Source organism: Nocardia neocaledoniensis, from assembly GCF_029868625.1.
Classification (GTDB): domain Bacteria; phylum Actinomycetota; class Actinomycetes; order Mycobacteriales; family Mycobacteriaceae; genus Nocardia; species Nocardia neocaledoniensis_A.
Genome location: NZ_JARWOJ010000334.1, coordinates 1 through 15,023, shown reverse-complemented (window position 1 = coordinate 15,023; position 15,023 = coordinate 1). Strand labels below are relative to the sequence as shown.

Genomic DNA, 15,023 nt, shown 5'->3' with positions numbered 1-15,023 from the left:
CCCCCACCCCCCCCCCCCCCCCCCCCCCCGCGTGCCCCCCCCCCCCCCCCCCCTCCCGCCCCCCCCCCCCCGCCCCGCCATGCCCGCGCCCCCGGGGGGCGAGGTTACGAGGCCGAAAACCCGCGGCGCCAGCCGCCGAGTTATCTGTAGTTCACGAACTGCAGGGCGATGCCGAAGTCCTCGCCCTTGAGCAGGCTGATCACGGCCTGCAGGTCGTCGCGCTTCTTGCTGCTGACCCGCAGCTCCTCGCCCTGGATCTGGGCCTTCACGCCCTTGGGGCCCTCGTCGCGGATCTTCTTGGAGATCTTCTTGGCCTTCTCGGCGTCGATGCCCTGCACCAGGGTGCCGGTGATCTTGAACACCTTGCCGGAGGCATGCGGCTCGCCCGCGTCGAACGCCTTGAGGGAGATGTCGCGGCGGATCAGCTTCTCCTTGAACACATCGAGCGCGGCTTTGACCCGCTCCTCGGCGTTGGCGGTGAGCACGATGGCTTCCTCGCCCGACCACGCGATGGCCGCGTCGGTGCCCTTGAAGTCGTAGCGGGAGTTCAGCTCCTTCTCCGCCTGGTGCAGCGCGTTGTCGACCTCCTGCCGATCGACCTTGCTCACCACGTCGAATGACGAATCAGCCACACTGCGCTCCTGTCCATGAAGGTCCGGCAAACTCCGGGCCGGAGGGTCTACCGGCCACCGAGACAGTTGTACCCGCACCGGTGCCACACCACTGCTCGCAGGGGTGCTGTGCAGGCGGTTTGCATAGCCGGGGTGGGTTCGTTGTAAGCTTCTCAGCGCACCGGAGACGGCGCACAAGGCAGATTGCCCGAGCGGCCAATGGGAGCAGACTGTAAATCTGTCGGCGAGAGCCTACGTAGGTTCGAATCCTACATCTGCCACATCGAACCCCGTCGATCATTGATCGACGGGGTTCTTTGGTTCCCGGGGTAGCCGGCCCCGTGCGAGTGCGGCGCAAGGCACTGGCGACCGCGCAAAAACCTGCTCTGAACAGGCGATTTGGTGCTCTCGTCAGAGGGTGTGTAATCTCTTTCAGGACGCCGGAGCACGGGGTCGCTCTGATCGGCCCGCCGTTCAAGACCTTGTGCCACGTAGTCATGCCCCCTTAGCTCAGTCGGCAGAGCGTTTCCATGGTAAGGAAAAGGTCAACGGTTCGATTCCGTTAGGGGGCTCGCCGGATTGCCGGTGTGGTGACCGACTTTCCCGCCGGCATCCACCGTAAAAGGTCCGCCGTGGCGGTGTAGCTCAGTCGGTAGAGCAAACGACTCATAATCGTTGTGTCGCCGGTTCAAGTCCGGCCATCGCTACCAATAACGACTCAGCCCAGACCGGAAAGAAGGCATATCGTGGCCGCGAAGTCCACCGATGTCCGGCCAAAGATCACCTTGGCCTGCGAAGAGTGCAAGCATCGCAACTACATCACCAAGAAGAACCGGCGCAACGACCCGGACCGCCTCGAGCTGAAGAAGTTCTGCCCGAACTGCGGAACCCACCGGGCGCACCGCGAGTCGCGCTGATTCACCAGAACATCTGCCGAAGGCCGGACGAAAGTCCGGCCTTCGTGCTTTTTCCGGGGCCGATACGGTACCCATTCGCGGCGGTGATCACACCCCGGTCGACCTCGTGATCGGCTACGTGTGAGTAAGGTCCAGAGTTGTGACAGTGAACACCGGAACCGACGAAGCGGTGACCGCCGCAGCCGCCGAACCGTTCGATCCCGCCGCGCACGCGGCGTCGATGGTCGGCCACCACTACCGTGTCGACGACTACTACGAAGTCGGCCGCGAGAAGGTGCGCGAATACGCCCGTGCAGTCCAGGACTACCACCCGGTGCACTGGGACGAAGACGTCGCGCGCGCGAACGGTCACGAGGGTCTGCTCGCCCCGCTCACCTTCATCTCCCTGGTCGGCATCCTCGCCCAGCGCAAGCTGTTCGAGGAGATCGTCACCGGCTACGACCTGAGCCAGATCATGCAGACCGATCAGATCCTGGAATTCCACCGTCCCATCCGGGTCGGCGACCAGCTGACCTGTGACGTGTACCTGCATTCGTTCCGGCAGGCCTTCGGCGGCGACATCATCGTGACGAAGAACATCGTCACCGCGCAGGACGACGAGCTGGTGCTCACCACCTACACCACGCTGATCGGCCGCAGCGGCGGTGACATCGATCCCACGATGTCGGACGCGGTGCGCAACATCCTGATGCACGGCCTCGGCGACGAGGAGCCCGCGCACCACGCCCCGCTCGACGCGCACACCGAGATCACCCCCGATCCGATCACCAAGGTGCCGGAGCCCTACGTCAGCACGACCGCCCTGTCCTTCGACAGTGTGTCGGCCGGCGATGAACTGCCGCCGCGCACCGTCCGGCTCACCCGTGGCGATCTGGTGAACTACGCGGGCGTGTCCGGCGACGCCAATCCGATCCACTGGAGCGACGAGATCGTGAAGCTGGTCGGCCTGGACAACGTGGTCGCCCACGGGATGCTCACGATGGGCCTGGGCGGTGGATTCGTCACCTCCTGGCTCGGCGATCCGGCCGCGGTGAAGGAGTACAACGTCCGCTTCACCAGCCCCGTCTACGTGGGCTCCGACGCGCCCGCCGAGGTCGAGTTCACCGGTAAGGTGAAGTCGGTGGATCCGGAGGCCAGGACGGCGGTCGTCGCCATCACGGCGAAGTCGGCGGGCAAGAAGATCTTCGGGCGGGCCACGGCAACCGTTCAGCTGTCCTGACCTGGTCGGCTGTACCGGATTGGCGAATACCGCACGCGGTAACGTACACTCGGGACTCTGGGGTCACCGGCTGCTGCGCGCTGATCTTCCCCGGGAGTAGATCTCCCATGGAAGCGGCGCGCATGTTGTGTGACACCAGGGCTCGATAACTGAATATCGAATGTGGTTGGACACCCACGACTCATTACTCGACTTGTAACGATGTCGGTCCAACCGAAGGGGCGTAGCTCAATTGGCAGAGCAGCGGTCTCCAAAACCGCAGGTTGCAGGTTCAAGTCCTGTCGCCCCTGCCCTGAATGCCAGCGACGAGGAAGGATCGACGTGAGCGACGAGCGGGATACTCGCGCCGAAGACGGCGACGACACCGCCGCTGCCACTCGGCCGAGCGGCAAGCGGACAGCTCGCCGTGCGCGCACGTCGGATGCTCCGGCGGACACCGGTTCGGTGGCCACGCTGGACCGGCCCTCCTCGCGCAAGGACAAGGCTGCCGGTAAGGCCAAGACGGGCAACCCGTTCAAGCGGCTGCTCAAGTTCCTGCGAGAGGTCATCGCGGAACTGCGTAAGGTGATCTGGCCCAACCGGAAGCAGATGGTCACCTATACGGCCGTCGTTCTGGTGTTCGTGGTCTTCATGGTCGCGTTCATCGCCGGGATCGACATAGCGTTCGTCAAGGGTGTCGACTGGCTGTTCGGCTGATCGCCGAGCATCGCCGCCGGTAGCCGATCCCGGGCGGAATGGCGGAGTGTGCTCCGCACACCCCACCCGGCCCAGAGATGTACGTGACGACACAGGAAGCGAGTGCCTCAGTGAGCACCCCGGAGAACGAAACAAACGCCGAGTTCCCGGTTGACGACACTGTCGTGGCGGAGTCCGCCACCGACGAGGTCGAGGCCACCACCGAGCTCGCTGACGCCGACGTGGCCGAAGAGGCCGCGGTCGAAGCCGTCGCCACCGAGGAAGATCCCGACGCCGACCCGGTCGAGTCGATGAAGGCCAAGCTGCGCCGCGTTCCCGGCGACTGGTACGTCGTGCACTCCTACGCCGGTTACGAGAACAAGGTCAAGACCAACCTCGAGACCCGCGTCCAGAACCTCGGCCTCGAGGACTACATCTTCCAGGTCGAGGTGCCGACCGAAGAGGTCACCGAGATCAAGAACGGCCAGCGCAAGCACGTCAACCGCAAGGTGCTACCCGGCTACATCCTGGTCCGCATGGAGCTGAACAACGAGTCGTGGGGCGCGGTGCGCAACACCCCCGGTGTCACCGGCTTCGTCGGTATGACCGGTGGCGGCCCCGGCGCCAAGCCGACCCCGCTGACCATCAACGAGGTCGTGAAGTTCCTGGTCCCGGCCGGTGCGCAGCAGAAGAAGGCCGCCGCGGCCGCTTCGGCGCCCGCCGGTGGCGAGTCGAGCGGCGAGGTGTCGGCCAAGCCGATCATCGAGGTCGACTTCGAGGTCGGCGAGTCGGTGACCGTGATGGACGGCCCGTTCGCGACGCTGCCCGCCAGCATCAGCGAGGTCAACGCCGAGCAGCAGAAGCTCAAGGTGCTCGTGTCGATCTTCGGTCGCGAGACCCCGGTGGAACTGAACTTCACCCAGGTCTCCAAGATCTGATCGGCCCTGTCCTTCGGAAAACGGCATCGCTGCGGCGGTGCCGTTTCCGTTATCACACCCGCCCCGCTGACGGTGTTCACGACGCGGTTCGGTAGAGTGTGACAGTTCGTGTGTAGACCCGCTCCAGGCGTTTTCCGCCCGGGGTGACGGTCGTGCGCGAATGCCGGGCTTGGACCCGGCGTGGGAGCGATCCCGCAACAGGCTTACGGCAACCGTAAGGAACCGAAACCCAAGGAAGAAAGATGCCCCCCAAGAAGAAGAAGCTCGCCGGGATCATCAAGCTGCAGATCCAGGCCGGCGCCGCGAACCCGGCCCCTCCGGTCGGCCCCGCGCTCGGTCAGCACGGCGTCAACATCATGGAGTTCTGCAAGGCGTACAACGCCGCGACCGAGTCGCAGCGTGGCAACGTCATCCCGGTCGAGATCTCGGTGTACGAGGACCGGACGTTCGACTTCAAGCTGAAGACCCCGCCCGCCGCCAAGCTGCTGCTCAAGGCCGCCGGTGTGCAGAAGGGCTCGGCCGAGCCGCACAAGACCAAGGTCGCCAAGGTCACCATGGACCAGGTCCGGGAGATCGCCAAGACCAAGCAGGAAGACCTGAACGCCAACGACATCGAGCAGGCCGCGAAGATCATCGCCGGTACCGCGCGCTCGATGGGCATCACCGTCGAAGGCTGAGCGAAGCGAAGCCTTCCGTTCACAGCAGAAGGCTGATCCTTCAGTACCGAGTGGGAGGGCCGGCCAGGCCCGACAACCACTTCTGAACCAGATTAAGGACAGACAAACATGGCAAAGCGAAGCAAGGCGTATCTCGCCGCTGCTGAGAAGGTCGATCGCGACAAGCTGTACTCCCCGCTGGCCGCCGCGCGCCTGGCGAAGGAGACCGCCACCACCAAGACCGACGCGACCGTCGAGGTCGCCGTCCGTCTCGGCGTGGATCCCCGCAAGGCCGACCAGATGGTCCGTGGCACCGTCAACCTGCCGCACGGCACCGGTAAGACCGCCCGCGTCATCGTGTTCGCCGCCGGCGAGAAGGCCGCCGAGGCCGAGGCCGCCGGTGCCGACGCCGTTGGCGCCGAGGACCTGATCGAGCGGATCCAGGGCGGCTGGCTCGACTTCGACGCCGCGATCGCCACCCCGGATCAGATGGCCAAGGTCGGCCGCATCGCGCGTGTCCTCGGCCCGCGTGGTCTGATGCCGAACCCGAAGACAGGCACCGTCACCAACGACGTGACCAAGGCTGTCGCGGACATCAAGGGCGGCAAGATCAACTTCCGCGTCGACAAGCAGGCCAACCTGCACTTCGTCATCGGCAAGGCCTCGTTCGACGACGCCAAGCTGGTGGAGAACTACGGCGCCGCGCTGGACGAGATCCTGCGTGTGAAGCCGTCGACCGCCAAGGGTCGCTACGTCAAGAAGATCACGGTTTCGACCAACACCGGCCCGGGCATCCCGGTGGACCCGAACCGCACCCGCAACCTCCTCGATGAGGATGCGTGAGCTTCACTGACAGGTAGCTCCTGATCGACCACGAGGGTGGGGACGCACTGCGTTACCACCCTCGTGGCTTTCCCGGGGACTATTAGAACGAACGTCCCGGTTGCGCACGGAGGTGACCAGGATTCTGCTGATCTCCGGTAGCACCAGAGACGGATCGACCAATACCGCCGCCCTGCGCACGATCGCGGCCGTCGCGCCGCCGTCGGTGCGGGCCGACCTCTACTCCGGTCTGCGCGAGTTACCGGCGTTCGTGCCCGGCGACGATCCCGCCGGATACCCCGCGGTGACCGCGTTGCGCGCCGACCTCGCCGCCGCGGACGCCGTCCTGATCTGCACGCCCGAGTACGCGGGCACCCTGCCGGGCAGCATCAAGAACCTGCTGGACTGGACCGTGGGCACGGCCGATCTGTACGAGAAGCCGACCGCGTGGCTCACGGTCGCCGTGCCCGGCCGCGGCGGCGGCGCCGAAGCCACCCTGTCGACGGTGCTCGGCTATGTCGGCGCCGAGGTGGTCGAGTCGGCGTGTACGCGGCTGCCGGTGCTCGGCGCCGATGTCGGCGACGACGGACTGGTCGGCTCAACGGAGTTCCGGGCCGGCGCGCGCCGGGTGCTGGCCGAACTGCTCGCCCACGTGGCGCGGGCGGCGTGAAACGGCGCGCCGGGCATGGTCGCCCGGCGCGCGTTCGGTCAGTCCTCGCTCTTGTCGGTTTCCCGCCAGGCGAGCAGCACGGAATCACCGCCGTGCGGTTTCCACGGCAGGAAGATCGCCACGATCACCGCGCAGACGAGAACCGCGCCGGTCGCGACCAGGGACGCGGTGTGCGCGCCCTGGAGCGTGGCCGTCTTCATGGCGACGATGAGGTTCTCGCGCTGGGTCTCGAAGAACGGGGCCAGCTCGCGTTTGCGCAGCTCCAAGACGCTGAGCGGGCTGGCCTTGACCAGGCTCTTCTCGTTCTCGTTCATGATGCTGAGGGGGATGGCGTCGACTCGTGCGCCGATCCGGCTGGTGTAGTACGAAGCGACGATCGAGCCGAGGACCGCGACGCCGAGGGTGCCGCCGATCTCGCGGGTGGTGTCGTTGACCGCCGAGCCCGCGCCCGCCTCGTCCAGCGGCAGCGCGGACATGATCGATTCGGTGGCGGGCCCCTGCACGATGCCGAGGCCGAGGGCCATCAACACCATCGACGGCAGTACCCCGATCAGGTACGTGCTGTCCACGGTGACCTGTCCGCCCAGGTAGAGACCGAGCCCGGTGAGCGATAGGCCGATCACCAGGACGGCCGTGGTGCCGACCCGCTGTGCGAGCAGGGTCGCGACCGGCGCGCCGATCGCCACCGAGAACGCGAACGGCAGCGAGGCGATGCCGAATTCGAGCGGCGTGTACTCGCGCACGCCCTGGAAGTACTGGGTGATCAGGAACAAGAATCCGAACATGGAGAAGTAGCCGATGGCGATGGCCAAGGCGGGCAACGAGAATCGCCGATTGCGGAACAGGCGCATATCGAGAATCGGTGCGGCCGTGCGCAACTCCCAGATGACGAAGGCGGCGAGCAGCACCGCGCCGAGCGCGGCGGTGCCAAGGGTGGTGAGCGAGAGCCAGCCGTTGTGCGGCGCCTCGATGATCGCCCACACCACCAGTGTGATGCCGGCGATCGAGAGTCCGATGCCGGGCAGGTCGAGCCTGCCGACCTGGTCGGCCCGCGATTCCGGCACCCAGAGCAGCGTCGCGACCAGCGCGGCCAGGGCCACCGGCACGTTGATCCAGAACACCGAGTGCCAGCTGAAGTGTTCGAGCAGCCAGCCGCCCGAGATCGGGCCGATGGCGATGGCGAAGCCGGCCATCGCGGTCCACGCGGCGATGGCGAGCGCGCGCTCGCGGCGGTCGGTGAAGATGTTGATGATCAGGGCGAGGGTGGCGGGGAAGACGGCGGCGGCGAAGACTCCCATCGCCGCGCGGGCCGCGATGACCTGCGTCATCGAGTCGGCGAGCGCACCGCCGACCGACATCACGGCGATGCCGACCAGGCCGATCGTCATGATCCGTCTGCGGCCGTAGCGGTCGCCGAGGTTACCCGCCGCGAGCAGCAGGCCGGCGAAGGTGAGGGTGTAGGCGTCGACGACCCATTGCAGGCCGGAGACGCCGGTGGCGAGCTGCACACCGATGGAGGGGAGGGCGACGTTGACGATGGTGTTGTCGAGGACGACCAGCAGTTCGGCCAGGCAGATCACGGCGAGTGCGAGGAAGCGCCGCGAACGCCGGTCCAGCAACACTGGTGGAGCGACTAGCGAGGTTGTCATAGCCAGGAGTGAACCAGGTTACTGTCACCGCGCGTAACACCTTTTGGATGCGATTGCTACCACACTGTAGGAATAAAAGTGATGTGGGTCACTCGCGATTCGGGCGATTCCGGCGTCGGTGACCCGTTTTGGCAGATGGGGGTGGGTCCGGGTACAGTGGACTCCGGTCATCGACCTGTTCGATGACTACCCATTCGTTCTACCGAAGACCGTTGGTCGTCGATGCCGTTTGCGCGGTGTCGATCGAAGGTCCGGCGACATTGCCGGCGGCCCACGCAGGGAGAGCTGAGGCAGAAGAAGTCTATTCTTTCGCGCCCCGGTACGCCTTGCGTCCGGGGCGTTAGTTTTGTCGCCGGCCCCTGAATTCGGTAGTGCGCGTTCACGAACCGACATCAGAGAGGAGGCGAAGTATGGCGAAGCCTGAAAAGGTCACCGCTGTCGCGGAGATCGTGGAGCAGTTCAAGAACTCGACGGCCACTGTGGTCACGGAATACCGTGGCCTGTCGGTCGGCAAGCTCACCGAGCTGCGTCGCGCCCTCGGCGCCGAGGCCACGTACTCCGTCGCCAAGAACACCCTGGTCAAGCGCGCGGCCGCGGAAGCGGGCGTCGAGGGCCTGGACGACTTGTTCGTCGGACCGACCGCCATCACCTTCATCCAGGGTGAGCCGGTCAACGCCGCGAAGGCGCTCAAGACCTTCGCCAAGGACAACAAGGCGCTCGTCATCAAGGGCGGCTACATGGACGGCGCTGCGCTGTCCGTGTCCGAGGTCGAGAAGATCGCCGACCTGGAGACCCGCGAGGTCCTGCTGGCCAAGCTGGCCGGTGCGATGAAGGGCAACATGTCCAAGGCTGCCGGGCTGTTCTCGGCTCCTGCCGGTCAGGTGGCCCGTCTGGCCGCCGCGCTGCAGGAGAAGAAGCAGGCCGAAGGCGCTGCCGAGTAATACCCCCGCACGGGTGTTACCGCCCGCGCACACAGACATTCACTACCGAAAGGAACAATCATGGCCAAGCTGTCCACCGAAGAGCTGCTCGACGTTTTCTCGGAGATGACCCTCCTGGAGCTGTCCTCCTTCGTGAAGGCGTTCGAGGAGAAGTTCGAGGTCACCGCCGCTGCCCCCGTCGCCGTCGCCGCCGCGGGTGCCGCCCCGGCCGCCGCTGACGCCGCCGAGGAGCAGGACGAGTTCGACGTCATCCTCGAGGGTGCCGGCGACAAGAAGATCCAGGTCATCAAGGTGGTCCGTGAGATCGTCTCCGGCCTGGGCCTGAAGGAAGCCAAGGACCTGGTCGAGGGTGCCCCGAAGCCGATCCTGGAGAAGGTCGCCAAGGAGGCCGCCGAGGCCGCCAAGGCGAAGCTGGAAGAGGCCGGCGCCAAGGTGTCCGTCAAGTAATTCAGCGCTTCGCGTTCGACAGCCGGGCGGTCCCCTTTCGGGGGCCGCCCGTTTGTTATTTCTCCCGACATGGGAAGGTGATACACGCTGTACCGCGAGGTCGGGGTTACTCTTCAGTCATGTAGGGGTGTGCCGCGTCTCACTGATGGGTTACAGTGACCGGACCCACAGAGCCGTGACGCGCCGCCGTGATGTGAGCGTGCGGGAGCGGGGTGGGGTGCTCGCAGGGATCAATGGAGGTAGGCGTGGGCGTCGAGGTCAGGACCGAGGGTGTAACAAAGTCCTTCGGTTCTCAGCGAATTTGGCAGGACGTGTCGATCACGCTTCCCTCGGGTGAGGTGAGCGCGCTACTCGGCCCCTCGGGTACGGGTAAGTCGGTGTTCCTGAAGTCGCTCATCGGTCTGCTGCGGCCCGAGCGCGGGTCGATTTTCATCGACGGAACCGATATCACCACCTGCTCCAACAAGGAGCTCTACGAGATCCGCAAACTGTTCGGCGTCCTTTTCCAGGACGGCGCGCTGTTCGGCTCGATGAATCTGTTCGACAACATCGCCTTCCCGCTGCGCGAGCACACGAAGAAGTCGGAATCCGAGATCCGGCAGATCGTGATGGAGAAGCTCGAGCTGACCGGTCTGCTCGGCGCCGAGAACAAGCTGCCCGGCGAGATCTCCGGCGGTATGCGCAAGCGTGCCGGCCTGGCCCGCGCGCTGGTCCTCGACCCGCAGATCATCCTCGTCGACGAGCCCGACTCCGGTCTGGACCCGGTGCGTACCTCGTACCTGGCGCAGCTGCTGCTCAACATCAACGCGCAGATCGACGCCACGATCCTGATCGTGACGCACAACATCAACCTGGCCCGCACCGTGCCCGACAACATCGGCATGCTGTTCCGTCGCCAGCTGGTCATGTTCGGCCCCCGTGAGGTGCTGTTGACCAGCGAGGAGCCGGTGGTCAAGCAGTTCCTCAACGGCCGCATGATCGGCCCGATCGGTATGTCCGAGGAGAAGGACGAGGCGCAGATGGCGCGCGAGCAGGCGCTCGTCGACGCCGGTCACCACCACGGTGGCGCCGAGGAGATCGAGGGCATCATCCCGCAGATGAAGGCGGAGCCGGGCATGCCCGCCCGCCAGGCCGTGTTCCGGCGGCAGGCCCGGGTGCGCGAGATCATGCACACCCTGCCGCACGCCGCTCAGGTCGCCATCCGGGAGTCGCTCGCCGAGTCCGACGACACCCAGGTGATGGCGGCCTACGGCAGCGATCAGCCGACCGAGCAGTTCGACACGAAGACGATTCCGCACGGCCAGATGAACGGCTGAGCACCGCTGCGAGACACCACGAAACCCCGGTCCACGCGGCCGGGGTTTCGTCGCGTCCCGGCCGGAAAACATGCGCTGAACGGGCGTTTTGCCGGTTGGCGCCGACGGCGTGTCGCGGGTAAAATAGCCGCGGTTCCCGGCGGGGATGTCTAGCGCGCCAGGCGATCTCACTTCTCGGACAGACCCCGCCGCGCCACTTGACGAGCCGGGCGCGAACCGTCACCCTATTCACAGCAGCGTCAGCTGTTACAGGGGCTACGGCGCCCAGGGCACCCGACGCGGCCAGCGTCTACGGGAGTTCGGCGCGTTTGCCGTGTGAGCGGTCGCACGGATGGTATGTTGACACCCCCTTATCTATGGGTGTAAGTTTGGACGTTGCGCTGGCTGCCTCCTGTCCACACCTTGATTCGCACACGAAAGTTCCACCTTCCGGTGTTACTTCCGCTGCTGCCTGTTCGGGTTTCGTTCGGGTTGTAACCAGCGGAATTCGTAGCAGACAAGCGACGGTCGCGGACCACCACGCGACGCGCGTGAGGTGCTGGAAGGACGCATCTTGGCAGTCTCCACCCAGACCAAGGCTGGAATCCCCGGAGCCCCGTTGAGGGTTTCGTTCGCGAAGATCCGTGAGCCCTTGGAGGTGCCCGGACTTCTCGACCTACAAACGGACTCGTTCGCCTGGTTGGTCGGTACCCCCGACTGGCGTGAGAAGGCGGCCGCACGCGGCGACGTCGGTCTCGCAGGCGGCCTGGAGGAGGTGCTCGAGGAGCTCTCGCCGATCGAGGACTTCTCCGGCTCGATGTCCCTGTCGTTCTCCGACCCGCGCTTCGAAGAGGTCAAGGCCTCCATCGAGGAGTGCAAAGAGAAGGACATGACCTACGCGGCGCCCCTGTTCGTCACCGCGGAGTTCATCAACAACAACACCGGCGAGATCAAGAGCCAGACGGTCTTCATGGGTGATTTCCCGATGATGACCGACAAGGGCACCTTCATCATCAACGGCACCGAGCGTGTCGTCGTCTCGCAGCTGGTCCGCTCCCCGGGCGTCTACTTCGATCACTCGATCGACAAGGGCACCGAGAAGGACCTGCACAGCGTGCGCGTGATCCCCTCGCGCGGCGCGTGGCTGGAGTTCGACGTCGACAAGCGCGACACCGTCGGCGTGCGCATCGACCGCAAGCGCCGTCAGCCGGTCACCGTGCTGCTCAAGGCGCTGGGCTGGACGACCGAGGAGATCGTCGAGCGTTTCGGCTTCTCCGAGATCATGATGTCCACCCTGGAGAAGGACAGCACGCCCGGCCAGGACGAGGCGCTGCTCGACATCTACCGCAAGCTGCGTCCGGGCGAGCCGCCGACCAAGGAGTCCGCGCAGACCCTGCTGGAGAACCTGTTCTTCAAGGAGAAGCGCTACGACCTGGCGCGCGTCGGTCGCTACAAGATCAACAAGAAGCTCGGCATCCACGTGCACGAGCCGGTCACCAGCTCGGTGCTGACGAAGGAAGACATCGTCACCACCATCGAGTACCTGGTGCGTCTGCACGCCGGTGACAAGTCGATGACCGCCCCCGGCGGCGAAGAGGTGCCCGTCGAGGTCGACGACATCGACCACTTCGGCAACCGTCGTCTGCGCACCGTCGGCGAGCTCATCCAGAACCAGATCCGCGTCGGCCTGTCCCGCATGGAGCGCGTGGTTCGTGAGCGGATGACGACTCAGGACGTCGAGGCGATCACGCCGCAGACCCTGATCAACATCCGCCCGGTCGTCGCCGCGATCAAGGAGTTCTTCGGAACCTCCCAGCTGTCGCAGTTCATGGACCAGAACAACCCGCTCTCGGGTCTGACCCACAAGCGCCGCCTGTCGGCGCTGGGCCCGGGTGGTCTGTCCCGTGAGCGCGCCGGTCTGGAAGTTCGTGACGTCCACCCGTCGCACTACGGCCGCATGTGCCCGATCGAGACCCCGGAAGGCCCGAACATCGGCCTGATCGGTTCGCTGTCGGTGTACGCGCGGGTCAACCCGTTCGGCTTCATCGAGACCCCGTACCGCCGGGTCATCGACGGCAAGGTGACCGATGAGGTCAAGTACCTGACCGCCGACGAGGAAGACCGCTACGTCCGCGCGCAGGCCAACTCGCCGGTCGACGCCGAGGGTCGCTTCATCGAGGAGAAGGTCCTCGTCCGCCGTGCGGGCGAAGAGGTCGAGTTCGTGACGCCGGCTCAGGTCGACTACATGGACATCTCGCCGCGCCAGATGGTGTCGGTCGCGACGGCCATGATCCCGTTCCTCGAGCACGACGACGCCAACCGTGCCCTCATGGGCGCGAACATGCAGCGCCAGGCCGTGCCGCTGATCCGTTCCGAGGCCCCGATCGTCGGCACCGGTATGGAGCTGCGTGCCGCGGTCGACGCCGGCGATGTCGTGGTGAACGAGAAGCCGGGTGTGGTCGAGGAGGTCTCGGCCGACTACGTCACCGTGATGGCCGACGACGGCAGCCGCAAGTCCTACCGGATGCGCAAGTTCAACCGCTCCAACCAGGGCACCTGCTCCAACCAGCGTCCGATCGTGGACGAGGGCCAGCGGGTGGAGAAGGGGCAGGTCCTCGCGGACGGCCCCTGCACCGAGAACGGTGAGATGGCGCTGGGCAAGAACCTTCTTGTCGCCGTCATGCCGTGGGAAGGCCACAACTACGAGGACGCGATCATCCTGTCGCAGCGCCTCGTGGAAGAGGACGTCCTCACCTCGATCCACATCGAAGAGCACGAGATCGACGCCCGCGACACCAAGCTGGGCGCCGAGGAGATCACCCGGGACATCCCGAACGTCTCCGACGAGGTGCTGGCCGATCTGGACGAGCGCGGCATCATCCGCATCGGCGCCGAGGTCCGCGACGGCGACATCCTGGTCGGCAAGGTCACCCCGAAGGGTGAGACCGAGCTGACCCCCGAGGAGCGCCTGCTCCGCGCGATCTTCGGTGAGAAGGCGCGCGAGGTGCGCGACACCTCGCTGAAGGTGCCCCACGGTGAGTCCGGCAAGGTCATCGGCATCCGCGTGTTCTCGCGCGAGGACGACGACGATCTGCCTCCTGGTGTCAACGAGCTGGTCCGCGTGTACGTGGCCCAGAAGCGCAAGATCCAGGACGGCGACAAGCTCGCGGGCCGCCACGGCAACAAGGGCGTCATCGGCAAGATCCTCCCCACCGAGGACATGCCGTTCATGCCCGACGGCACCCCGGTCGACATCATCCTGAACACCCACGGTGTTCCGCGTCGTATGAACATCGGCCAGATCCTGGAGACCCACCTGGGCTGGATCGGTAAAGCCGGCTGGAATGTCGACGTCGCCGCCGACGGCACCCGCCCCGAGTGGGCGCAGTCGCTGCCGGAGGAGATGCTGGGCGCCCCGGCCGACTCCAACATCGCGACCCCCGTCTTCGACGGCGCGCGCGACGAGGAGCTGACCGGTCTGCTCGGCTCGACCCTGCCGAACCGTGACGGTGAGCGCATGGTCAACGAGAACGGCAAGGCCACGCTGTTCGACGGCCGCTCCGGCGAGCCGTTCCCGTACCCGGTCGCGGTCGGGTACATGTACATCCTGAAGCTGCACCACCTGGTCGACGACAAGATCCACGCCCGTTCGACCGGCCCGTACTCGATGATCACGCAGCAGCCGCTGGGTGGTAAGGCGCAGTTCGGTGGTCAGCGTTTCGGTGAGATGGAGTGCTGGGCCATGCAGGCCTACGGCGCGGCGTACACGCTGCAGGAGCTCCTGACCATCAAGTCCGACGACGTGGTGGGCCGTGTGAAGGTCTACGAGGCGATCGTCAAGGGCGAGAACATTCCGGAGCCGGGCATTCCGGAGTCGTTCAAGGTGCTCCTCAAGGAACTCCAGTCGCTGTGCCTCAACGTGGAAGTGCTGTCCTCGGACGGCGCCGCGATCGAGATGCGCGACGGCGACGACGAGGATCTGGAGCGCGCCGCGGCGAACCTGGGCATCAACCTGTCCAGGAACGAAGCGGCCACCGTCGACGATTTGGCGAACTAGGTGGTGACGCGGGGGGGGCGGTTGGGGGGGCCCCCCCGGCCCCCCCAAGGGAAAAAATTTAAATTTTTTTGGTAATTTGGCCCAAAAAGGGGAAAGAATTTTAAAGGTTTAAGTGAAAATTATTGT

General features: G+C 65.6%; 13 protein-coding genes and 4 tRNA genes. 15 read left to right on the top strand and 2 right to left on the bottom strand.

What is annotated here, in order from left to right:
- Window positions 1-140: 140 nt before the first annotated feature.
- Window positions 141-632, bottom strand: coding sequence for a YajQ family cyclic di-GMP-binding protein (locus tag QH270_RS25765; protein ID WP_280346657.1), 492 nt, complete (start codon window positions 630-632; stop codon window positions 141-143).
- Window positions 633-809: 177 nt separating this feature from the next.
- On the opposite strand from QH270_RS25765, the gene QH270_RS25760 reads away from it, so the two are divergent.
- The 11 genes from QH270_RS25760 to QH270_RS25710 all read left to right on the top strand — a co-directional run bounded on the left by QH270_RS25760 (window position 810) and on the right by QH270_RS25710 (window position 6,508).
- Window positions 810-892 (top strand) — tRNA-Tyr (locus tag QH270_RS25760).
- Between the two features lie 218 nt (window positions 893-1,110).
- Window positions 1,111-1,183: transfer RNA gene (locus QH270_RS25755), tRNA-Thr, on the top strand.
- A 62-nt stretch (window positions 1,184-1,245) separates the two neighbouring features.
- Window positions 1,246-1,321 (top strand) — tRNA-Met (locus QH270_RS25750).
- A 36-nt stretch (window positions 1,322-1,357) separates the two neighbouring features.
- The gene (rpmG, locus tag QH270_RS25745; RefSeq protein ID WP_019049401.1) at window positions 1,358-1,528 is read left to right on the top strand and encodes a 50S ribosomal protein L33; all 171 of its coding nucleotides are present in this window, start codon (window positions 1,358-1,360) and stop codon (window positions 1,526-1,528) included.
- A 145-nt stretch (window positions 1,529-1,673) separates the two neighbouring features.
- The gene (locus QH270_RS25740) at window positions 1,674-2,747 is read left to right on the top strand and encodes a fused (3R)-hydroxyacyl-ACP dehydratase subunits HadA/HadB (protein WP_280346656.1); all 1,074 of its coding nucleotides are present in this window, start codon (window positions 1,674-1,676) and stop codon (window positions 2,745-2,747) included.
- Between the two features lie 217 nt (window positions 2,748-2,964).
- Window positions 2,965-3,037 (top strand) — tRNA-Trp (locus tag QH270_RS25735).
- 31 nt (window positions 3,038-3,068) lie between these two features.
- Window positions 3,069-3,443 (top strand): preprotein translocase subunit SecE, encoded by a 375-nt coding sequence (gene secE / locus QH270_RS25730; protein WP_280346655.1) that lies wholly within the window; start codon window positions 3,069-3,071, stop codon window positions 3,441-3,443.
- Window positions 3,444-3,526: 83 nt separating this feature from the next.
- Entirely contained in the window at window positions 3,527-4,360 is an 834-nt protein-coding gene (gene nusG, locus QH270_RS25725) for a transcription termination/antitermination protein NusG (RefSeq protein WP_280346654.1), read from the top strand.
- Between the two features lie 242 nt (window positions 4,361-4,602).
- On the top strand, window positions 4,603-5,037 hold the full coding sequence (gene rplK, locus QH270_RS25720) for a 50S ribosomal protein L11 (RefSeq protein ID WP_110039241.1): 435 nt from the start codon (window positions 4,603-4,605) through the stop codon (window positions 5,035-5,037).
- Between the two features lie 108 nt (window positions 5,038-5,145).
- The gene (gene rplA, locus QH270_RS25715) at window positions 5,146-5,859 is read left to right on the top strand and encodes a 50S ribosomal protein L1 (RefSeq protein WP_110039242.1); all 714 of its coding nucleotides are present in this window, start codon (window positions 5,146-5,148) and stop codon (window positions 5,857-5,859) included.
- 100 nt (window positions 5,860-5,959) lie between these two features.
- The gene (locus QH270_RS25710) at window positions 5,960-6,508 is read left to right on the top strand and encodes an NADPH-dependent FMN reductase (RefSeq protein ID WP_280346653.1); all 549 of its coding nucleotides are present in this window, start codon (window positions 5,960-5,962) and stop codon (window positions 6,506-6,508) included.
- 38 nt (window positions 6,509-6,546) lie between these two features.
- On the opposite strand, the gene QH270_RS25705 is transcribed toward QH270_RS25710, so the two are convergent.
- Window positions 6,547-8,157 carry an MFS transporter gene (locus QH270_RS25705; protein WP_280346652.1) on the bottom strand — a complete coding sequence of 537 codons (1,611 nt, stop codon included), beginning with the start codon at window positions 8,155-8,157 and terminating at the stop codon, window positions 6,547-6,549.
- A gap of 410 nt (window positions 8,158-8,567) precedes the next feature.
- On the opposite strand from QH270_RS25705, the gene rplJ reads away from it, so the two are divergent.
- The 4 genes from rplJ to QH270_RS25685 all read left to right on the top strand — a co-directional run bounded on the left by rplJ (window position 8,568) and on the right by QH270_RS25685 (window position 14,897).
- Window positions 8,568-9,098 (top strand): 50S ribosomal protein L10, encoded by a 531-nt coding sequence (rplJ, locus tag QH270_RS25700; RefSeq protein ID WP_110039245.1) that lies wholly within the window; start codon window positions 8,568-8,570, stop codon window positions 9,096-9,098.
- Between the two features lie 60 nt (window positions 9,099-9,158).
- Window positions 9,159-9,545, top strand: a complete 387-nt coding sequence (gene rplL, locus QH270_RS25695; RefSeq protein WP_110039246.1) for a 50S ribosomal protein L7/L12 — start codon at window positions 9,159-9,161, stop codon at window positions 9,543-9,545.
- A gap of 245 nt (window positions 9,546-9,790) precedes the next feature.
- Window positions 9,791-10,861 carry an ABC transporter ATP-binding protein gene (locus QH270_RS25690; protein ID WP_280346658.1) on the top strand — a complete coding sequence of 357 codons (1,071 nt, stop codon included), beginning with the start codon at window positions 9,791-9,793 and terminating at the stop codon, window positions 10,859-10,861.
- 535 nt (window positions 10,862-11,396) lie between these two features.
- Window positions 11,397-14,897, top strand: a complete 3,501-nt coding sequence (locus QH270_RS25685) for a DNA-directed RNA polymerase subunit beta (protein ID WP_280346651.1) — start codon at window positions 11,397-11,399, stop codon at window positions 14,895-14,897.
- Window positions 14,898-15,023: the final 126 nt, after the last annotated feature.